General features: G+C 37.2%; 21 protein-coding genes and 1 tRNA gene. 16 read left to right on the top strand and 6 right to left on the bottom strand.

The window, feature by feature from the left end; translation table 11 throughout:
• The first annotated feature begins 3 nt into the window (after positions 1 to 3).
• From nrdD to L1994_RS06525, 7 genes are all read left to right on the top strand, one after another.
• On the top strand, positions 4 to 2,205 hold the full coding sequence (nrdD, locus tag L1994_RS06555) for an anaerobic ribonucleoside-triphosphate reductase (protein ID WP_278098657.1): 2,202 nt from the start codon (positions 4 to 6) through the stop codon (positions 2,203 to 2,205).
• A gap of 280 nt (positions 2,206 to 2,485) precedes the next feature.
• Positions 2,486 to 3,493 (top strand): hypothetical protein, encoded by a 1,008-nt coding sequence (locus L1994_RS06550; RefSeq protein ID WP_278098656.1) that lies wholly within the window; start codon positions 2,486 to 2,488, stop codon positions 3,491 to 3,493.
• 790 nt (positions 3,494 to 4,283) lie between these two features.
• On the top strand, positions 4,284 to 6,788 hold the full coding sequence (locus L1994_RS06545; RefSeq protein ID WP_278098655.1) for a HEAT repeat domain-containing protein: 2,505 nt from the start codon (positions 4,284 to 4,286) through the stop codon (positions 6,786 to 6,788).
• A complete protein-coding gene (locus L1994_RS06540) occupies positions 6,710 to 8,425 on the top strand; it encodes a HEAT repeat domain-containing protein (protein WP_278098654.1) in 1,716 nt (571 codons plus the stop codon). The genes L1994_RS06545 and L1994_RS06540 overlap by 79 nt, the downstream gene beginning before the upstream one ends.
• 120 nt (positions 8,426 to 8,545) lie before the next feature.
• Positions 8,546 to 8,660: transfer RNA gene (locus L1994_RS06535), tRNA-Met, on the top strand.
• Positions 8,661 to 8,897: 237 nt separating this feature from the next.
• Positions 8,898 to 9,662 (top strand): site-specific integrase, encoded by a 765-nt coding sequence (locus tag L1994_RS06530; protein WP_278098653.1) that lies wholly within the window; start codon positions 8,898 to 8,900, stop codon positions 9,660 to 9,662.
• Entirely contained in the window at positions 9,659 to 9,982 is a 324-nt protein-coding gene (locus tag L1994_RS06525) for a hypothetical protein (RefSeq protein WP_278098652.1), read from the top strand. Before L1994_RS06530 ends, L1994_RS06525 begins: the two co-directional genes overlap by 4 nt.
• On the opposite strand, the gene L1994_RS06520 is transcribed toward L1994_RS06525, so the two are convergent.
• Positions 9,979 to 10,191: a type II toxin-antitoxin system mRNA interferase toxin, RelE/StbE family gene (locus tag L1994_RS06520; protein ID WP_278100820.1), complete on the bottom strand. Its 213-nt coding sequence runs from the start codon at positions 10,189 to 10,191 to the stop codon at positions 9,979 to 9,981. The genes L1994_RS06525 and L1994_RS06520 overlap by 4 nt on opposite strands.
• Before the next feature lie 130 nt (positions 10,192 to 10,321).
• The gene (locus tag L1994_RS06515) at positions 10,322 to 11,749 is read right to left on the bottom strand and encodes an IS1634 family transposase (protein WP_278100819.1); all 1,428 of its coding nucleotides are present in this window, start codon (positions 11,747 to 11,749) and stop codon (positions 10,322 to 10,324) included.
• Between the two features lie 402 nt (positions 11,750 to 12,151).
• On the opposite strand from L1994_RS06515, the gene L1994_RS06510 reads away from it, so the two are divergent.
• Entirely contained in the window at positions 12,152 to 12,325 is a 174-nt protein-coding gene (locus L1994_RS06510; protein ID WP_278098651.1) for a hypothetical protein, read from the top strand.
• A gap of 200 nt (positions 12,326 to 12,525) precedes the next feature.
• Here the strand turns inward: L1994_RS06510 and L1994_RS06505 are convergent, their stop codons facing one another.
• Entirely contained in the window at positions 12,526 to 13,122 is a 597-nt protein-coding gene (locus tag L1994_RS06505; RefSeq protein ID WP_278098650.1) for an ATP-binding protein, read from the bottom strand.
• Between L1994_RS06505 and L1994_RS06500 the strand changes: the two genes are divergently transcribed.
• From L1994_RS06500 to L1994_RS06485, 4 genes are all read left to right on the top strand, one after another.
• Positions 13,109 to 13,549 carry a Cdc6/Cdc18 family protein gene (locus L1994_RS06500; protein WP_422656657.1) on the top strand — a complete coding sequence of 147 codons (441 nt, stop codon included), beginning with the start codon at positions 13,109 to 13,111 and terminating at the stop codon, positions 13,547 to 13,549. The two genes, L1994_RS06505 and L1994_RS06500, sit on opposite strands and share 14 nt — an antisense overlap.
• Before the next feature lie 258 nt (positions 13,550 to 13,807).
• Complete coding sequence (locus L1994_RS06495; protein WP_278098648.1) at positions 13,808 to 13,987, top strand: type II toxin-antitoxin system HicA family toxin; 180 nt, start codon at positions 13,808 to 13,810, stop codon at positions 13,985 to 13,987.
• Complete coding sequence (locus L1994_RS06490) at positions 13,988 to 14,197, top strand: type II toxin-antitoxin system HicB family antitoxin (RefSeq protein WP_278098647.1); 210 nt, start codon at positions 13,988 to 13,990, stop codon at positions 14,195 to 14,197.
• A 48-nt stretch (positions 14,198 to 14,245) separates the two neighbouring features.
• The gene (locus tag L1994_RS06485; protein WP_278098646.1) at positions 14,246 to 14,707 is read left to right on the top strand and encodes a Cdc6/Cdc18 family protein; all 462 of its coding nucleotides are present in this window, start codon (positions 14,246 to 14,248) and stop codon (positions 14,705 to 14,707) included.
• A gap of 111 nt (positions 14,708 to 14,818) precedes the next feature.
• Here the strand turns inward: L1994_RS06485 and L1994_RS06480 are convergent, their stop codons facing one another.
• Together L1994_RS06480 and L1994_RS06475 are read right to left on the bottom strand one after the other, a co-directional pair.
• Entirely contained in the window at positions 14,819 to 15,139 is a 321-nt protein-coding gene (locus tag L1994_RS06480; protein WP_278098645.1) for a nucleoside triphosphate pyrophosphohydrolase family protein, read from the bottom strand.
• A gap of 71 nt (positions 15,140 to 15,210) precedes the next feature.
• Positions 15,211 to 16,356, bottom strand: coding sequence for an HNH endonuclease domain-containing protein (locus L1994_RS06475; RefSeq protein WP_278098644.1), 1,146 nt, complete (start codon positions 16,354 to 16,356; stop codon positions 15,211 to 15,213).
• 337 nt (positions 16,357 to 16,693) lie between these two features.
• Between L1994_RS06475 and L1994_RS06470 the strand changes: the two genes are divergently transcribed.
• Positions 16,694 to 17,149 (top strand): EVE domain-containing protein, encoded by a 456-nt coding sequence (locus L1994_RS06470; RefSeq protein ID WP_278098643.1) that lies wholly within the window; start codon positions 16,694 to 16,696, stop codon positions 17,147 to 17,149.
• Between the two features lie 4 nt (positions 17,150 to 17,153).
• Complete coding sequence (locus L1994_RS06465; RefSeq protein ID WP_278098642.1) at positions 17,154 to 18,086, top strand: DUF5655 domain-containing protein; 933 nt, start codon at positions 17,154 to 17,156, stop codon at positions 18,084 to 18,086.
• Between the two features lie 522 nt (positions 18,087 to 18,608).
• Here the strand turns inward: L1994_RS06465 and L1994_RS06460 are convergent.
• Positions 18,609 to 19,994 carry an ATP-binding protein gene (locus L1994_RS06460; protein WP_278098641.1) on the bottom strand — a complete coding sequence of 462 codons (1,386 nt, stop codon included), beginning with the start codon at positions 19,992 to 19,994 and terminating at the stop codon, positions 18,609 to 18,611.
• A 14-nt stretch (positions 19,995 to 20,008) separates the two neighbouring features.
• Here L1994_RS06460 and L1994_RS06455 point away from each other — a divergent pair, with 14 nt between their 5' ends.
• Together L1994_RS06455 and L1994_RS06450 are read left to right on the top strand one after the other, a co-directional pair.
• On the top strand, positions 20,009 to 20,398 hold the full coding sequence (locus tag L1994_RS06455; RefSeq protein WP_278098640.1) for a DUF5655 domain-containing protein: 390 nt from the start codon (positions 20,009 to 20,011) through the stop codon (positions 20,396 to 20,398).
• Between the two features lie 350 nt (positions 20,399 to 20,748).
• Positions 20,749 to 20,895 (top strand): hypothetical protein, encoded by a 147-nt coding sequence (locus L1994_RS06450; protein ID WP_278098639.1) that lies wholly within the window; start codon positions 20,749 to 20,751, stop codon positions 20,893 to 20,895.
• Positions 20,896 to 20,958 lie beyond the last annotated feature (63 nt).

Raw genomic sequence — 20,958 nt, 5'->3', positions numbered from 1 at the left:
TAAATGGTTCGGGAAGATAAAAAATCCCTGCAGCAGACTCTCGAAGGCTTTACTGTATCTCCTCTCCCAAAAGTCCGCACATCACGCGGACTGATTCTTGAATGGGACAGGGACAGAATTGTCCGCCAGCTTCTTGAAGAGACAAAACTTGTTGAAGAGTTTTATGGCGGAGATCCGATTGATGAGGAGACTGCAAGAAGTATCGCATTCAGTGTTGAACAAAAAATACTAAAATTAAATTTAAAATTTTTATCAGGCCCTCTGATTCGTGAAATTGTAAATACCTCTCTTCTTGAGAAAGATCTAATTCCATACAGAAATGTGTCAACAAGAGTTGGAACACCTGTTTATGATGCTCATTTAATAGATGTTGGAAGAGGTTTTGAAGCAAAGGACAATGCAAATCTTCAGGAAAATGCTGAAACGTCCCATAAGAAAAAGGCTGACAAGATAAGCAAAGAACAATATCTCCTCCAGATGCCGCCCGAACTTGCAGATTTTCATTTATCAGGCGATATGCATATACATGATCTTGAATACTTTGGTACCCGTCCTTTCTGTCAGGACTGGGATCTCAGGTATTTCTTTTATTATGGGCTGATGCCGGATGGAAATGGAACAAAGGCATCTGTAGCTGGACCTGCAAAAAGGCCGGAGGTTGCAATTTTACATGCTGTAAAGGCTCTTGGAAGTGCACAGACAAACTTTGCCGGTGGTCAGGGATATTATAATTTTTTGACCTTCCTTGCTCCTTATTTTGAAGGGAAAGACTACGAGTGTATAAAACAGCATATGCAGATGTTTGTCTATGAAATGACACAGATGATGGTTGCACGCGGAGGTCAGGTAGTCTTCTCTTCTGTTCAGTTATCTCCCGGAGTTCCAAAGCTCTGGCGTGATAAACCCTGCGTTTACAAAGGGAAAGTCTGGGATGGAAAGCAGGCGCCTTTAAGGCAATATGGAGAATTTGAAAAGGAAGTCCGACTTTTATTCAAGGCGTTAATGGATGTTATGCTTCAGGGGGATTACTGGGGAAAGCCTTTTAATTTCCCAAAACCTGAAATCAGCATTGAACCGGACTTTATGGACGAGGATGAGGATTTTAACAGGCAAAATCCGGACATTCCGACATATCGTGATTTGTATCTGATGACCTTTGAACTTGCATCTAAGTTTGGAACACCATATTATGACAACCAGATTCCTGCATACAGAGGTGCAGGTGAGGGTATTTCCTGCTATCAGTGTTGTGCGTACCAGTTTTCATCAATGGCTGATGATGATGACTACTTTGACGAAAAAATGTACTTCAAAGATGGAAAACATTTCTCCATGGGTTCATGGCAGGTTATCTCAATCAACTGTCCAAGAGCTGCATATAAAGCCGAAGGAGATGATGAAAGGCTTTTTGCAGAGCTTAAAAAATTGATGGATGTTGCAACCGAGGTCTTTAAGATAAAGAGAAGGTGGATGGATAATATTCGTGCAAAGGGAAGAATGCCTTTTGCAATGCAGTGTCCAAAAGATCCAAATTCTCCAAACGGAGAAGAAAGAGGGCCGGTAGCAGTCGATCTTGAAGGGCTTGTCTATACAATCGGAATTGTCGGTGTAAATGAGATGGTTCAACATCACACAGGTTCTCAGATTCATGAAAGCCGTGAAGCATTTGTTCTGGCAGTTCGTGCAATGACTGAACTTGAAATGTATGCTAAAGAGATTTCAAGAAAGCATCATATGACAATTGCTCTTGCAAGAACACCTGCAGAGACTACCGGACAGCGTTTTAGTGTCGCAGATCTTATTGACTCAAGATTTACAAATTATGCAAAAGCGGTCATAAAAGGTGATCTTGAATCTGCCTTTGAGAAAATTGGAACAACTTTTGATCTTCCGATTTATTATACAAACGGGACTCATGTAACTCCCGGCGCTGATATTTCTCTTACGAAAAGAATGGATATTGAGCATGTCTTTTTCCCTATTGTTGACGGAGGAAATATTTTCCATATCTGGCTTGGGGAAGCACGGCCTGATCCAAGAGGACTTATGGATATGGCTATGAATTTGTGCAAAAATTCACAAATTGGTTATTTTGCATTCACAAGAGATTTGACAGTCTCTTTGAGACAGTTTAGGGAATTCAATACCGACAACTCTGCTGCCTCGTCCGGAATTTCGATTGTAAAAGGCAAAATTCAGACCTGATCTGATAAATAAAAATTATAAAATCTTCATCTTTTTTATGACGTTTTTTTCATAAAACATGTATTTCATGAATGATGAATGTGTTTTCAAGTGAGATTTTCATGTAGATTTTCTGGTTTTAAAAAATTGATTTTTTACTATCCTTAAGGAATGGGTTAATTTTTCTTTAATCAAAATTTTTATTTATTATATTTCTTATTTTTACATCTTAAAGAAATAATATTTTCATCTTTTTTGCAAAAACAAACTCTATATAAATAAACATTAACTAATTAACTTCATGCAAAAACAGGATCTCATATTCTTCATTGCAGCAGTTGCTATCGTTATTATTCTTGCAGTTGTTGTAAAACCAATTCTTAACGGAGAGACTGTTGCAATTCTTCCGGAATCAAAACCAGATACAATATCAAATATACCTGTGCCATCCGGAGCACCTGTTGCACCTTATTCGCCGGTTTTATCAAAATCATCTGCCACTCCACAGCCAACTCCTGCATGGGACGGCTCTCCAAAAAATGTCTTATTTGTTGATCCATCCACATACAACATACAGTGGTCACCGGAGTTGAAGGATTATGGATTCAGAATGCCCGGATATGAAGAGGCAGAAGATAATTCCTTTACAACTTATGCAGTAATAGACGGGCAGTGGGATGCTACGACACAGGTTATCAATATTCCATTCCCGTATTGGGAAATAGAGGTAAGTCTTGAGAGTATTGGTGATGTTGGCGGAACTGATTCTGAGCCAAGCTATAACTACACAGCCGCGATGGATGATCTTAAAAACCGGTACAATATCGGACTAATCTCTCTTCAGGAATATAATGAGGGTCTTAAAGCACTGAAGCGTGCAGAAGAGCTTTATGGAAGTGACGGAGGCGGTGGAGATGTTGAAGGAATTGTCTCAAGTCAGGGTGAAAGCACTGGAGTTGATGTTGAAAATCAGTATTATATTGTTCCTTCGATAAATATCCAGGTGATGGATGCCGATAAACCAAGTGGCCTTATATATATCTTAAATTCCAGAACTGAAGGGCCGATTCCCAAAGTCCTGCCTGTAACAGGAGGTCTTAGTGAGGATGAACCTGAAGATGTTGAATTTGGAACAGAAAAAGAATTGGTTTTGGATGAAGATGTAATATCACGTGAAAACCTAAACGAATACATCTGGAAGCACAGGTTCTATGAGGGTTCAGGAAATTATTACTTTATTATCAATCCAAATATGCTCAAGTCCTATAAGATTGAGATAAAAGTTCCAAGTAAATACATTGGAATGTAAAATTAAGAAAAAAATAAAAGTTAAAAAAATAAGAGTTCTCAAAAATAAATATAAAAAAGAAAATTGTACAAAAAACAAGTAAAAAAAGGATACAGGTTAAATGAATAAAAAACCTGAAAAATCTCATTTAAAATCTGTTTTTAATTTTTTTATATTTTTTTGGTTCTTCTCCATCTTTCTGAAAGTTAGGACTATCCAAAAAGAAAACAACTTAGAGAATAACCTCAAATTGTGATGATATGTCCAATAAACATTACAAATGGAGGGAATGCATTTCTGCATTCACATCTATGTTCTCATTTGTGGGCTTTTAAGATTATTGATATGGAAGATTTCATCAGTTTCTTAGGTTACTGGCCTTGACTGGAAGACAATCAAAGATAATCGATTATTAGCAAGGGAGGGGACAGGCCCCTCCCTTAAACCCACCCCGCTTACGATAGGTCACCGGAGGGGGGCAAGCCCCTCCGGTTCCCGGGGATATTGTGTACATCGCGACAAATCAATTCCAAATTAGGGTGATCAGAAATATGGCGAAGAGTCATTTTTTTTAATATTTCTTTTAATGAAACCTTTCATGTGAATATAAGGGTGATTTAAAAAAACGTTCATGAAAAAAAAGGTTTCATGCTAACTGTTTCATGTAAGTTACGAAGTAATTTTCATAGCATATCAAATATGATTTTCAAGCTGGATTCGCAGAATAAAGTTTGGAAATAACGAATAAATACAAATATATAAAAAAGACGACTCAAATTAGATAAAATACAAGTCGAAGGTTTTATGAATCGTGGAAGAAATTGATTTTTTAATCTCATCTCTTAATTCTTCCGGCAAAAAAGAAAGAAATGAGGCGATAAAAAAACTTAAACAGGCTGGAAACAAAGCATCAGTTCCGCTTCTAAAAGCTCTTAATAGCAGTAGCGAACAGGTTCGTGCAGGAGCGGCTGAAGTACTTGGCTCAATTAGTAAAGAAAACAAAGAAAGTCTGAATACTTTTTTAAATCTCCTAAAATCCGGCAGTGACAACGCAAAAGACGGAGCCGCAAGAACCATCGGGCATATGGCAAGACAGGGAGTTCCTGTTTATGAATCACTGACTGCTTTGGCCAGAGACAACAATAAAAAATCAAAGCTGGGTGTTGCTCTTGCATTGGAATACATTGGCAGAAATGATAAAAATTCATCTGTTATTCTTCTTAATCTTCTTAATGACACCGATAAAGAAGTTCGTGAACAGGCTGTAAAATCACTGGATGCAGTAAATTGGAAATCGTCAAACAATGCTGAGATGGCATTTTATTATCTGGTAAAAGAAGACTGGACTGCAATTGGAAAACTGGGGCCTTTTGCAGTTCCAGCGCTCAAATTTGGAATAGAAATTGCAGATTCTGACATGAAGTCAAAAATAGCTTCTGTTCTTGCCAAAATTGAGGGAGAGAGCACAATACCGCTTTTAATGCATCTCCTAAATGATAAAAACAGCAGTGTCAGACTTTCTGCCATATCAGCAATTGCAGAAAAAAGAGCAGTTTCATTATATCCGGTTCTTGTTCAGTGCATGAATGACCCTGACCCTGATGTAAGGGTTGAAGCCGCCTGGTCACTTGAAAAAGCAGGCTGGAAACCGCAAAAATACACTGAAAAAATATTTTCCCTGATGCTTCGCGGAAATTACAGGGAAGTTGAAAGGCTGGGCGAAAAGGCAATTCCCTCTTTAATTGAATTTCTTGGTGATGATTTCTTCGAAAGACGTGAAAATGCTTTTAAACTATTATATTCTCTTGGAGAGCCGGGTATAGATGCTATAAAAAATGCTTCAAAGGACAAAGATGAAGCAATTCGAAATGGTGCATATGAGGCACTGACATATATCAGGGAAGAAAAGGCAAAGAGTGAAGAGAAAAATGGAGATGAATTTTTAAATGGAGATAAAAGCAATTATGAATTAAACTCTCCCGATTACTGGAAAGAAAAACTTTTATTGTCATCATTTGGTTTGGATATGGCTGAAGTTTTCTCAAAAGCCCTTTCTAATACGGATTCAGTAGTAAGAGTGGTTGCAATTGACAGTCTGAAAAAATTTGGAAGGAAATCCTCAGATATTTTTCTGCTTTTAACCGATGATGAGAATGAAAGTATTCGTATAGCCGCAATAGAGGCACTTGGTGAGATATACGAGAGAAATGCAGTTTCAAAGTTAACTGAAAAGATAGAGGATGAAGATGAATTAATCAGGCGTGCTTGTGCCTATTCACTTGGAAAGCTCAGGGATGCAACAACAATTCCTGTTTTGGTCCGGCATTTTTCAGACCCTGATGCAAATGTAAGATTTGAATCCGCTGATGCGGTTGCAAAAATGGGTAATCAGGCCATTCCTCATATTCAGAATATGATTTTTCATCCAAATGAATTGGTAAGAATATCCTGTTTAACTGCACTGGGAGAGATTAGTGATCCATCCGGCATTCCATATGCGACAAGGTCGCTTAATGACACTTCCGAGGCAGTCAGAAATGAGTCCATGACCGCACTTTTAAAATTCACAAATTTTATGTTCAATTTTTTGATGATGGAGGTTCATCGCGTAAGTATTCAGGGAACAAAAATGGAAAAACTTGGTATGCTAAGTGTTCTTTCAAAAACGAAGGATATGAAGATTGTTCCGTTTGTAAAAGAATTTCTGTCAGACGAAGATGAGGAGATTGTAAGAAATGCAAGGACTGTTCTTGATATATTCACTGAAAGAACGATAGAAAAAGGGCGGGAGAAAATTCGTGAATATAGTCATGAAACAGCCGAGCTTTTAAGAAGAAAATTAAGTCTTTATGAAATAGACAGGCTTTTGGACAGAATTCTTAATGCAAATGACACTGATGCACTTGGATTATTAAATAAAAAGTTAGATCAAAAAGAGATTGATGAGTTAATCAGAAATTCAAGATCAGCCCGCGGGCAGGATACTTCAAAACTGCTTGGCAAAAAGCTGTCACAGGCAGAGATTGATGAGCTTTTACATAAATCTGTTTATGTTGAAAACAAAAAGACAACCCAGCTTCTTGGAAAAAAGCTTACACAGGATGAAATTGATTCTTTAATCAATCATGCATCTTCTGATAAGGAGGAGAAAGTCGCAAAGGATATTAAAAAACAGCTTACTCAAAATGAAATTGATGATATCATTAAAAAGAACTTGAGCTTAAAAAGAAGATTGCAATGGAGGTGTCGAGGCTTATTGTCGGCCTTAAAAGTGATGATAAGACTGAGAGGAAGAAGAACTTTGGAAAAATTGTAAAGATTGGTGATCCTGCAGTTGAACCTTTAATAAGCTATCTTGGAAATGCTGACAGGGCATTTAGGGATATTATTGCTGATATTTTAATTAAAATCGGCAGACCCGGAATTCGTGGTCTTATCAGACTTTTAAATTACGGAAGTTCTGATCTTAAAATTTTGTCTGCCGAAAAGATTGCTGAAATTGATGATAAAGAAGGAGTTAATGCTCTTTATGACAGGATATACACCGAAAAAGACTCTGAGGTTAAAAAAATCTTTGTTAAGTCTTTTACAAAGACTTCTGATAAGAGAGTATTTGACATATTAAATTATGCAATTCTTGACAAAAACCCGGAAGTGCGTTTTGAAGCAGTAAAGGGCCTTTCCGGTTTAAATGATAAAAGAGCTATTGATGTTTTTATATCCCTTTTTGAAGACCCTGAGGAAAATATCCGTGAGGCCTCAGTTTTGGCAGTAAAGGCTTATGGAAAGAGCGCCTCAAAACCTCTAATTGAGGCTTTAAAAAGTGATAAGAAAGATTCATACAAGGAGACTGCGGCAAGGTGTCTTGAACAGGCAGGCGTTGTTCCAAAAGAAAAAACCGATCTTGTATATTTCCATATCGCAAAAAACGACTGGGATAAAGTTTTGGATGATGGTGAAACAGCACTTAGACCGCTTGAAGAGATTTTGGGTGATTTATTTTCTGTAAAACGAAAGGATGCCTTAAGGTGTATAATCAAAATTAACAGTGAGAAATCAATAAAGTCTCTTGCTTTTGCTCTTTTTGATATGGATGATGAAATTGCGCTTGAATCACAAGAGGCTTTAATGAATAAAGGATCTTTTGTTTTGCCGCAGTTAAGAAAAATATCCAATAATTCTGATGATGAATCCGAAAAAAAGATTCTTGATGAAATTATCTTTGAAATTGAGGAAAAAGAACAGATTAAATCATTCATTGCAGACGGGAAATGGGATGCGCTTGAAAGAAAAGGTGCAGGTGCTGTTGCTTATCTGTCCGATTTATTGTCTGATAATGGTGAAGACATTAGTCAGGACATTAAAGTTAATGCTGTAAGAACTATTGGAAAGATAAATGCACCTGAATCTGTGCCCTTTTTAATTGAGGCTCTTTTTGATAAGAGCAGTGTTGTGTCTGATATTGCAAAAGCATATCTTATAAAGTCCGGAGAGAGCGCACTTTTAGAACTGCAAAAAAAATATGAAAGTATGTCGGATTTAAAAGATGCAGATGCTGTTGATTGGATAATAATGAGAATTGAGCAGAATGAAAGGATTAAAAAGTATATTGTGAATGAAAACTGGACCGGCTTAAAACATGAGGGGCAGAATGCTTTAGGTGCCCTTAAGGTTTTGATGAAGAGCAAAAATCCAAATAAAAGGCTTAATGCAGTAAGGGTCCTCTCAGATATTAACTCTCAAAAGGCTCTTTTAGAATTAATAGCAGCTCTTTTTGATGAAAGCCCTGAGGTTTGTTCTGAAGCGAAGAGAGGCATTTTTAAAAGTGGTGAACGGGGGTTAAAAATGCTTAATTTAGCTGAAAAGAATATATCTGACTCAAAAAGAAAAGAGATTCTAAAAAATGTTTCCGGGGAACTTGAAGCTGAACTGAATAGTGATTTTAAATTATGATATGAATATTTTTGGCAGAAGTGGAGAAAAATCCAGACTGATATCATAAGATTTAATAAAGAATCCGTCGTTTTAATTATGCACTTTGTGTGCACCAAACCGGCTGACAAAAAAAATAGTGCTGTCGTGGCCTAGTCGGTTAGGGCGCCAGACTCATAGGGTTTTTGAGCACATTTCGGGGCGCTTTGATATCTGAGATATCTGGAGGTCGCGGGTTCGGATCCCGTCGACAGCATAAAGTCATTTTTGTTTTGAAGCCCTGTGCAGTTCCTGCATATATGGGTTTTTTAAAAAAACGTTCATAAACTAATTTTTCATGCAACAGTTTCATGTAAATCACAAAGTGATTTTCATGGCAAATGATTGATATGTCTGACACTAAAAATCCGCTATTTTACAAGTATTGCATAATTTATGATTATTAAAAAACAATACGAAGTGTTTTTGAAAAGAACATCTTAACAAAGGCTGATTGTGGTTTAATTCGCGTGATCGTGCTTTGATTACGGTATTATATAAATCAGGTGTAAGAGTCGGTGAACTTGGCCGCTTCAGGTGGAAAGATATTGTCTTTGATGATTTGGGAGCAAAACTGTATATTGACGACCAGAAAACAAAAAAATACAGATATAGCCGCTTAACAATGTCTGTTGAATATCTGGCAAACTGGAAAAGGAATTACACCAAAAAATTAAATGATGAAATGCCGGTTTTTACAGACTTTCATGATTATACAGCAATAAAATATGATGCTGTTGTAAGGATTCTTCAAAGACTTGGAGAAAGAGCGGGCATTAAAAAAAATGTGAATCCTCATATTTTCAGACATAGCAGAATTACACATCTGATACAGCAAAATTACCAGGAATCAATTATAAAAAAATCAATGTGGGGAAATCTCAATACAGAAATGTTTGCAACATATGTTTCTTTGTCTGAAACAGATATAGACCATGAATTTTTAGCAAGGGCAGGCATTAAAGAGAAAGAAAGCATAAAGAGAAATCCTTTAACGGTTATCGCCTGTGGTCATTGTCATTATATCAATGCACCGGATTCTGTATTCTGTTCTAAATGCGGCTTTCCTCTAACAAAAGAAGATGAATTGGGAACAAATAAAAAAATCAATGAGGCAATTGATTATATTAATGAAAATCCTGAGTTTCAAGAATTTTATGCAGAATATCAAAACTTTTTAAGCGCTAAAAAAGAATTTCAGGTTTTAAAGGTTAAATGATACAAAACTTTGTTTGTCTTATGCGACTAAAGGCCCTTGCCCATCAGCTGAAAATTTTATCCTTAAAAGGAAAAATTGTAGCTACCACAAAAATTATTTCTTTTCAGATAACAGATAAGATATACATGCAGGAAATAAAGATCTCAGATTCAATATACAATGAAATACTTTCCCGCAAAAAAGGCAGGGAATCAATAAGCAAGACTTTAGAGCGGGAATTAAAACCGGTCAAAAAATGTGCCGCCGTCGAGGAGCTGGAAAGATTAAGGAAAGAGCCTGGTTCTAAGCTTTCAGTCGTTGAAAAAAGATTAGGTCTCTAACAAGACTTAATCCAATTGTGATACTCTTTTTCAGTCATAATCTTAAGAACTGTTGCAGATCTGTTTGGTTTAGTTCCTTCAATAGCATAAATCACGACATGGTTATGTGGAATATGTAAACGCCAATAACCTTTACAATTGCCTTTTAACTCATGTTTATTGCAAGAATTTACATTGACAAACAAATATTCTTGAAGACATTTTTTTATTTTATCAATAACCTAAGTTTGCCAGTTTGATCTAAACCCATAAACAGACTGGTAGCTATACCTGATCACTTTTTTTCAGAATTTTGTCAGGAAAACGTATTTGACAGTTCAGTATTTTTCCGTCATCAAATTATGAAACTGCCCAGTTTAGCCTTAAAATCAGAGTGTTGATGGCATCAAAGTTTGAGTAAATGCACTTTTTTGTCTTTCGCTGCCATGAATCTATGGTAACTGTCAAATTCGATAATGATTTTTTGATGAATTTTGTAGATTTATGCTTAAGTTCAGGTATTTCATATCTTATTAGTGAAACAAACAACTGGGCAATAAATCCTATGATTAACGCTCCATAAATGCTTTTATCTGTCCATACTCTTAGCGGTTTAATTTCAATTTCATTCTTCAGTGAATGAAATATCTTCTCAATTGAATCTTTTTTTCGGTAAGTCAAAAGAGCCTCAGAAAGTGTCAAATTCTTACTTGATTTCAGGCAGAAAAATCCTTCCCTGCCAGTTATTATCTTTTCTTCAAGCAGTTTAACCGCATCATCTTCTGATAGATCAACAAGTTTTGTCTGGATAGAATAATCTACCTCTATTAAAAAATTGTTAATCCGGAATCGTTTTGGAAGTTTTTTGTGTTTATCAATGCTTTCCTGTATTGCCTTTGCCTCTTTAATCTGCCTCAGGACTTTTCTGGCTCTGGATTCAAGCTGTTCAGTCTGAAGCTTTTTTGAGAAGAAAAGATAACTGATACTGTTAGGTTTAATAATTTTAATTCCTTTAACTCCCTTTTCAGTATCTATTACTTCAGGGTTATATGAATAGAATTCTGCAATAATCCTATCATCACTTTTGTTTAGTTTCTTTGCAGTTATGTACTGCATGTTATCTGCCCGAATCATTGCAGCATTTTTAATGCTGTTTGCTCCTTTATCAAAAATAACAAGAGAATCTGATTTTAATTTCCATGCTACCTGTGAATACGTTTTCAAAAAATGAATCTGATCATTAGTATTTCCAGGTTCAATTGTCAGGCCGATTGGAATATTAATCGGGTCTGCAAGTTCACTCACACCAACAGTAATCTGCTTCTTATCAGGCCTGTGATCCCGGCTGTAACCATATTTCCCTAGTTTTGCTTCATTTCCATGAAGCACAATGCTCGTCCAATCCAGATTAATATCAGTATGCTCAAAATTATATCTCTCAAACAAAACGTCCTGAATATCTGATATGATTTCTTCCCTGTTATCGCCAATTGCTTCAAGTACTCTGTAAAGGGTTCTTTCACTAAATGATTCCAGATCAAATATTTCAAGAACTTCGTCCCTGTTAATCCATTCATGAGCTTTTTTAATACTGAAGTTCTCACTCAGCTTGTAGCTAACAAGTGCTTTGACTAATTTATTGATGTCAATTCCATTGCGCTTATGTTTTCCAATAATATCAGAGAAATTCAGGATGTTGTATAATCTATCAACTGCTGATATGGTACCAATAGGAAAGGATATATTTTCATTCGGCACAATTTCATAAGTTCTTAGTTTTGTCTGCATTTTTGTCGATTCAAACTTAACTAAGAACACACTTATTATTTTGCACTGGCAAAGTCAGGCAATAATGTTCTTTTTAATTGAGGGATTTTTTTTAAGATATGTTTCTGCATTTCTTTTTATCTCAACTTCTGTCATTTTATCTAACCTTAAGATATGATTACAAAAAGTTAAAGGGTAGCCTGTCGGGTTCCCTTTGATATTCTCTTTACTGTCTTATTTGCAGTCTTTTTTACTTTCTTTTTAGGTCCGGTTCTGCTATGTGCCTTAACGTCATGCCCCTTTACTGTGTAAGATTTCCTGTGATATCCTTTAATGTCACAGCCGTATTAAAAATGCTCAAGTGTGCCGGTTTAAAAGTGCTCAAAAATCAAACTCCAGTTAAAAGCAAACCGGGGTTGTCACATGTTAAAATTGGAGGATTTTTTCATGATTCGGGACATTGCACACGAAGTGGAATTAAAAAAAGACTGGAAAAACATCAGTGAAATTTCCAGAAGAAGCGGATATAACAGAAGAACAGTGAGGAAATATCTTGACCTGGAGAGTATTCCTGTCTCTAAGAAACGGGGAATTTGAGGCAGCAAGCTTGATCCATACAAAGAATATATTTCCAAAAGACTGGATGAATACCCAAATATCTCCGCTAAACGGTTGTTAAGAGAGATTAAAGAACAGGGATACAATGGTGGTTATACCATCTTAAAAGATCACCTATGTACAGTCAGAGGAATAATAACTCCTAAAGCGGTATATCGCTACGAAACAAAGCCGGGTCATCATTGCTCATCTCCATCTGTTTTCAAAAGAAGTGCCTTTCCTTTTTTTGTCAGTCTGTATTTCTGTGTTGGGCTTTTTTGTGAATCAGGCTGTGTCATCTCAACAAATCCGTCATCGGTTGCAGGTTTTAAGTAGTCATATACAAAAGTAGGCCGGTGATTAAGCCCGAGAACTTCCATTGCACCCTTAACACTGAGTGGTTTTTTCTTTAGACATGAGAGAAGGCGTTTTACCTGCGGAGTTACTTGTTCGGTTACTTTGCCGGAGGACTTTACTTCTATATTTTCAGCAAGATAAACAGTCACACGAATCCGCATTCCTATCTCTATAATCTCAGGCTCAGGAAGCCCCAGTTTTTCAGCCACCTTTAATATCCTGCGAAATCCGCTGCCCCACTGCTCAATTAAATCAAGTTCACTAAAAACCCTGGCAATCACACGGTTTCTTATCCTTGATACACCCTGCTTAACATCCTCAACTGTCATTCCCGGGAGAAGAATTCCGGGGTTTTCAATCTCAATTCTGTCATAAAAAAAAGAAACCCTTATTGGTGCCCCTTCCTGTGAATAATCTGCATGAACTATAGCGTTAATCACAGCTTCACGAAGAATTGTTAAGGGCGTTTATCCGAATGTAATTTCAGGTGAGATTTTAAATCTGATTGTTGAGTGCTCGATGAAGTCAGGCGATATAAGAGTCGTCCTTGATCTTATAAGGCGGTCTGTGATGAATGCTGAAAACGATGCGAGGAGATGTGTTTGTGATGAGGATGTCAAAAAAGCATTTTTTGTATCAAAGGATGTTCATGCATCAGAGACTCTAAATACCCTTAAGCCCGGTGAGAAGAAGCTGTTTTTGTTAATTGAAAAGATGTGCCAAAAAAGCAGTGATGCTGCGTGCGGCTCTTTTGAGGGGGGAGAAGGCTTTGTGGGTGTTTCTTCAGGAGATTTTTTTATAGCGGTGCTTCTTTTCGGGGCGTCACATCAGGACAGGTGCAGGCAGGCGTTCCGAAGAGTGATCTGAATATCAGTTATACTTACTTTTTTGAGTATATTAAAAAATTAGAGGAGCTTAGGCTTGTTGATCTTGTGAGGAGGGATGGTGTTCATGGGAGGATGAGTTATGTGGAGGTTCGGGGGTGAGTGCGGAGATAAAAATGATTTTTATTAATCCGAAAAATGTTTTTCTTTAATTTTATCTGATAAGATTCTAATTCTTTTAAAGCAGTAAATACCTGTAAGAGTATAGTGAATTCTACAATATTGGAGGTGCTTATGTTCAATGCTGCGACCAGAAGAGCTTAAATGGGATGTTGTTGTAACAATTGAACGAAGCCACAGGCAGTACAAAAATCCTGAAATTGCAGGGAGAATAACGATTCCGGGCAATATGAATGATACACTTGCGCCGGGTACTTTGAACAGCGTATTAAAACAGGCAGGAATTAAGGAGAGGAGATAGATGTTTAGATTTTTGATTATTGTTGAGAAGGTGAATGACAACTATTCCGCATATTCCCCGGATATTGCAGGATGTGTCGCAACAGGTAAGACCCGTGAGGAAGCAGAGGCAAATATGCACGAGGCCATTGCATTTCATATTGAGGGTTTAAAGGAGGATCGGCTTCCAATTCCTGAAGGCAAATCATCTGCGTCCTGTGTTTTGGTATAACGGGCAAAATATCGAAGATAAAAACCCTAAACAAACACTCATTGAGGTTTGCATTTTCCGCTTGCTGAGATTAATGCCACATCGGCGAGTGAGAATTCCCTGTCCTTTTCTGTCTCAAAGGATGTTCATGTTAATGAGACTGTCAAGACTTTAAAGAACGGTGAGAAGAAGCTCTTTGAGCTCATCGGTCAGATGACAAGGGAGTCTGAAGATAAGGGAGACGCTGCCGGCGTTACATCAGGAGAGTTGCAGGCAGGCGCTCTGAAGAGTGATCTGAATATCGGATATACTTACTTTTATGAGTATATGAAAAAGTTAGAGGAGCTCAGGCTTGTTGATCTTGTGAGGAGGGATGGGGTGCACGGGAGGATGAGTTATGTGGAGGTGAGGGGGGTGAGACACCTGCTGCCGTTTCATAAATACCCCCTCAGCATTATCATCAATTGTGAGGCTTCGGGTTATATTCCTAAGTTCTTCTTTAAATTTAAGCCAATCCGAATCATCTGTTAAATCATAAGTCAATTTTATTGAAGGGATGTAAAGCGGGACTATTTGTTTATTGCCATTTATTTTCACGGCTTTGAAGTTCAGTTTTGACAAAAGTCAACGTAAATGCCTGAGTCATTCTTCTTCAAAAATATGATCTGTTTTTTCACAGGTACAAAGAGATGACACCCGCCCGGGTTCTTCCTCCGCATCCCTTTTTTCTTCTTCAACAGAAACCAGAACAAGGTTTTTCATAAAAACGCCCCGTTCAGCTGCTTTATTTTGTCGGATTATTTCCAGCTCCTCTTGTGAAACTCCTCTTAGCTCGGCAACTCTATAGATCACTTCAATCAGATCAGCCAACTCTTTCGGTTCTTTTGATTCAAGATATTCTTCCAGTTCCTCGATTAATTTAAATTCGATTTGACTTAAAAAAGCAGAATCTTCTAATTCCAAAACTTCGCAGTCCTTACCCTGTGAACGGATTATCTCAGGGATTAAATCACGGATTGCTTTATTATAATTCTTTAAATTACGAATGCTGCATACCCCCGTGTATTTATCAGATAATCAGCCTTCTCAACAAGACTTTCAAATGCATTTTCCTGCCATTGCTGTTGGGGTTTATTACCTGTCAATGATCTTGTTATCTCATGCAGAAACTGATCCGGATATGACTCATAAAGTTTTTGCCAGTAATCCAGGATAACATCTTCACGTTTTAGAAGGAGACCCGGTTCAGGAATTTTGTCTCTTTTTTTACTGTTTACAGAACTTATTGCAGGTAAAAGATTCCATAAATCATTGTTTTTCCATCGGGCAAAGGGAAGAACATGATCTATGTACATCTCAGACATTCTTTTAATTGTATTTCCACTCCAGACACATTCAATCCATCCCTCATCAAGCACTTGTTTGTACACTCTGCCTGCCATCTGGACATACCGTTTATCCTCTGGTTTAGTAGTAAGAAGTGACAGCATCGTTTCAGTTTTTATTGCTTTATTACTCATCCGGTGCGTAAATTCTGCCCATTGCTGAATTATAGAATCTTCTCCCAGAAGATAACTGCCAAGACTTTCAAAAGCCTCACTAAGATCTGCAGAAATCGTGTAAGTTCCAAAATTTTCCAGAATATAGTTAGTGTCTGGATAAATCTTTTTTTTGCGAATCGTAGGGCCCTTCTCGTATGTGAAAACCTTATATTCTTCTTTGAAATGTGAATACCCAATATGACGCATAGGATTTTCTGTTATCGTGTCCCGGACAGATCTAAGAAGTAAAAGTACTTCCTGAGCAATATCTTCAGGCAGATTTCCTGAAGTATAATCGTTCCAGAAAGCATCAAATCCACCACGAGCCTTGTAAAAATTCGTAACTTTGAGAAAATGTGGACGAAATTTGAGGGATCCGCGTATTATAGGATTTTCAGGTTCACCACTACGTTGCGGAATAAAACTTTCATGAGCTATTACTGGATAGTAATAATAAATCCATTTCTCAGCAAGCAGACCCAGCGGATAGACAGCTCTGTCTCCCTTAATTTCTTTCAAGTGGGAATAGTGCTGACATATTTCAATAGCACCCCGCATCAAAGCATATTTGTAAGTGGAGTCCTTTGAATCCTGTTCAATTATAGCATTGATTGTCCGGACTGTTGAGAGATCTATCATGAGTATAGCCAATATCTTATTTATAAACTAATAATTTATTATTGCTTTAATGAGTAGTTATGATTTTGGAGTGTTTTTTGATTGTGCGAATTATTCTCATAATTCAGTGAGACTTTAAAATTATTTTTCACTCTAATTCAGTTCATCTATTCCCAGCATTCTCCTCCCGGAGAAGCCTCCCGTAACACCTCTCACAAATCGCAAGCTTAAGATCACAGGACCTAAACAAAGCCCTCCCCTCTCCGCAAAGACCGCACCGGCCGAGTTCAATACCTCCCATTCTCACCGTTGATCTCCAACGACCTTTATAAATCTCAAAATCAACTACTCATTTCAAATGACAATCTGGATTGCGTCAACCAACCGCGAAAACTGGGAAGTAATTAAGAAAAACAACATCTGGGGCGTTCCGAAGAGAAACAAAAACAGCATAGAAAGATCAGAGCCCAAAGATAAAATTCTCATATTCGTCCGCCAGGAAAATGCAGGAGACACTATTCTTCCATCCGCAATAACGGCAGCGTTTGATATCGCGTCAAAGCCCTTTGAAGAAAAAACAGAAATTTTCAAAAAGCCTCCGACAATGAGCGGCGAAGAAGTATTTCCATACCGTGTTAAATTAAAGCCTGTTAAAATATTCAAAGAGGAGCTCGACTTTAAATCGTTGATTCCAAATCTTGAATTCATCACAAACAAAAAGCAGTGGACCGGACATTTAAGAACGGCAATGAGAACAATTCCTGAAGAGGATTATGAATATATTATGAAGGCTGCCGAGACTCCGAGAGGATAATTATATGGGAGACATTCGAATTTTTAGTATGAAGGGTGGCGATGCGGCCGAACTTAAAGGCCATTCGGTGGCACTGGAGAAATCCCTTCAGAATTTTATCGAGAAAAATCTGGAGTCCCTGCTTGGAATTACATTTCTTGGAAGCGAATACACAACAGGCAAAACTCACAGAGGCAGGATTGACACAATAGGAATTGATGAAAACGGATTTCCGGTAATAATCGAATACAAACGGGCCACCAATGAAAATGTCATCAATCAGGGATTGTATTACTTAGACTGGCTGCTTGATCACAAAGGCGAATTTGAACTGCATGTATTAAAAAAACTCGGAAATAAATATTCGGAAAAGATAGACTGGAGCAGTCCACGTCTTCTCTGCATTGCCGGCGATTTTACAAAGTACGATCTCCATGCAGTTTCGCAAATAAACCGAAATATTGAGCTTTTGCGCTACCGCAAATTTGAGCCGGACCTTCTTTTATTAGACCTTGTTAATGCAACATCTGCACAAAACGGGAAATCATCTGACATTAATATCCCGTCAAAAGAAGAGAGAAAAAAAGAATCCCCCCATAAAACATTCATCGAACTTCTAAACCAGTCTGATGAGGATTTAACTGACAGGTTTGAAAATCTCCGGGCATTCATCGAAGCATTTGGTGATGATGTCCAGACAAAAGTGCTTAAATTTTATGTAGCATTTAAGAGAATCAAAAATTTTGCCTGTGTAAACATTGCTCCGCAAAAAAGAGAGATTGTTGTCTGGGTTAAATTAAACCCGCAGGCATTTGATCTTAAAAAAGAAAAGGGCTTTTTAAGGGATGTAACAAATGTCGGTCATTTAGGAACGGGCGATCTTGAAATCAGCATAAAAAATGATATTGATTTGGGAAAAGCCAAAACTTTGATTTTGCAAAGCTATGAAGAAAATTAGGAATATTAAGATCTGAAATATTTTCCAAAAAACGAGTTATCCCAGAAATTTTCCGGATAGGTCAAAAATGAAAAACCCAAAAACGAACTATTAGGAATTTCCTAATAGCTGGAATTTTCTAATATTTAAATTGCGATTCAATTCCCGATTCCCTGTACTTTGAACTGTAAAGAAATACCTGACAGTTGCCCCCACTGAATCTGTATCAAAAGTGCACAGGCTGTGCACCTTTTTTGTCTTCTGAAATATTTTCAAAAAACGAGCTATCCGGAAATTCCGGATAACTTGTGCAAAAACTCTTTGAAAAATGCATAAAAAACGTCCATGAAATTATATCTCATGCACCGGTTTCATGTAAGTTACGAAGTAACTTTCATAGCAAACGCACATGATGAGCTTTTTTCATCACACAAAAACTGATGATAAGTCTATCAGGGATTTTAGACTTTCATTACAAAATTATACAAAACGAACTATCAGATATTTCCTGAGAGCTGCTTTAAATTTGGGAAAAAAAAGATTTTAATTCGGTTCCCAAATATTTGTATCCTTAAAGATTCTTTTTAACTCATCCAAATCGTAAATAAGATACCCCTCTTTTAAAAGACTCTCTTTATCATTTACTTTCCCGGCAAAAAGGGCATATTTTATCTCGTATCCGTCCTCTGCATGTACCAGTCCTGACTTTGTCTTTAATTTTTCCAGAATGCGTTTTGCATCACGGGCCGATTTTGCGCCGTATTTGCATTCACCAAAAACAATTTTTTTAGAACTTTTGTTTATTGCAATAAAGTCTATCTCTTCTCCTTTGTGCCACCAGCGTCCGGTATCATATCCGGGAAATATTAAAGGAGCTATCTCATATCTGATGAATTTTTCAAATTGTGCTCCAAAGTACTGTGACAGGATGCAGTCTTCATAACGAAATGAACCTGTCTCAATTCTTCCTTTTTCCGGGTAGACATAACGGTACCAAAACCCAAGCATATGATCCTTTATATTATATATCGAATTCCTGCTGCTTCCCAAAAGCGGCGATTCCTTTTCAACGAATCCAAGCCGTATCATTCCCTCAAGGTATGGATAAAGGCTCCTTGTTTCAATACCGCAGTGAGAGGCAATCTCGGAGGGTTTTGTCCGGCCGTTTGCGATTGCCCTTAATATACCCTGGTAAATTTTAAGCTCCCGAAATTCCTGTGAGAGCAAAAAATATGGTTCGCGGTAGAAATATCCGTATTTTGAGAAGAGCTCTTTTTTTGCGAATTCGTCAAATGTGTCATACTCAGATGCCTTCTGAAGATATTCAGGGACTCCTCCTATTGTGAAATATGTCTTCATGGAATCCTCAAAATTTTGCCTGAGGAAATCTTTTGCATGACAAAATGGCAATTCTTCCAGCAGAATGTCACGTGTTCTTCTGCCGTAAATCGGCGATGTATATGAAAGAGCAAGTTCACTCATAAGTCCAAGAATCGAACCTGAGAGAATAATGCACCATTTTGAATCGGAAAGCCCGTTGTCCCACGCTTTTTGCAGTGCGGACAAAACACTTTTATCAGCTTTTATAAGATATGTAAATTCATCGATAATCAGGTAAGAACGCTCTGATGGTGGATTTTTTACGAGATAAGAGAAGAGCTGCGACCAGGATTCTATCTTAAGGTCGGAAAGGAGACTGTCGTTTAAGAAGCGTGCACACTCCTCCTGCAGTCCTTTTATCTGCTGACGGACAGGAGTCTCTTCAGAAAAATACATTATTCCTTTTTTTCCTTTTGAAAATTCAAATAACAGCCTTGTCTTTCCTAATCTTCTCCTTCCATATAGTACAATAAGCCTCCCGCCATCTGAGCTCCACTCTTCCTCAAGTACAAAACGCTCTTCGTCCCTGTCTATGAAAGGACTAATCATGATTAGTACTAATCGTGATTAGTATTAAAACTGACGGGGTCAGAATTGCCATATATTCTTTATTTTTTTTCTCATCTCACCATTTAACTGACAGGTATGAAAATCTCCGGGCATTCATCGAAGCATTTGGTGATGATGTCCAGACAAAAGTGCTTAAATTTTATGTAGCATTTAAGAGAATCAAAAATTTTGTCTGTGTAAACATTGCTCGGAAAAAAAGAGAGATTGTTGTCTGGGTTAAATTAAACCCGCAGGCATTTGATCTTGAAAAAGAAAAGGGCTTTTTAAGAGATGTAACAAATGTCGGTCATTTAGGTACCGGCGATCTTGAAATCAGCATAAAAAATGATATTGATTTGGAAAAAGGCAAAACTTTGATTTTGCAAAGCTATGAAGAAAATTAGGAATATTAAGATCTGAAATATTTTCCAAAAAACGAGTTATCCCAGAAATTTTCCGGATAGGTCAAAAATAAAATCCCAAAAACGAACTATTAGGAATTTCCTAATAGTTGGAATTTTCTAATATTTGAATTACGATTCATTTCCCGACTCTCTGTAATTTGAACTGTAAAGAAATACCTGACAGTTGCCCCCACTGAATCTGTATCAAAAGTGCACAGGCTGTGCACCTTTTTTGTCTTCTGAAATATTTTCAAAAAACGAGTTATCAGGAATGCCCCGGATAACTTGTGCAAAAAAAGGATGCTCAGAATTTAATAGCCCCGACTAAAACTATTTAGAAGAGTGAAATTATGATGACTATAATCATACTGGCAGCGTCCTTAATTTTTATTGCGATAATCATATATTTATTAAGACATTCCAAAACAGAAGACTATGACATGGATGAAGAGATGCAGACAGAAGAGGAAATTTTGTTTGTATACGAAAAAGATTAAAAATTAAAAGGCATCAGAGTATTAAAATTAAATTTCACCCATTCAAAACTGCGAAGAGCCATA

It is taken from the genome of Methanomicrobium antiquum, assembly GCF_029633915.1.
Classification (GTDB): domain Archaea; phylum Halobacteriota; class Methanomicrobia; order Methanomicrobiales; family Methanomicrobiaceae; genus Methanomicrobium; species Methanomicrobium antiquum.
This window is presented reverse-complemented; position numbering and strand designations above follow the sequence as displayed.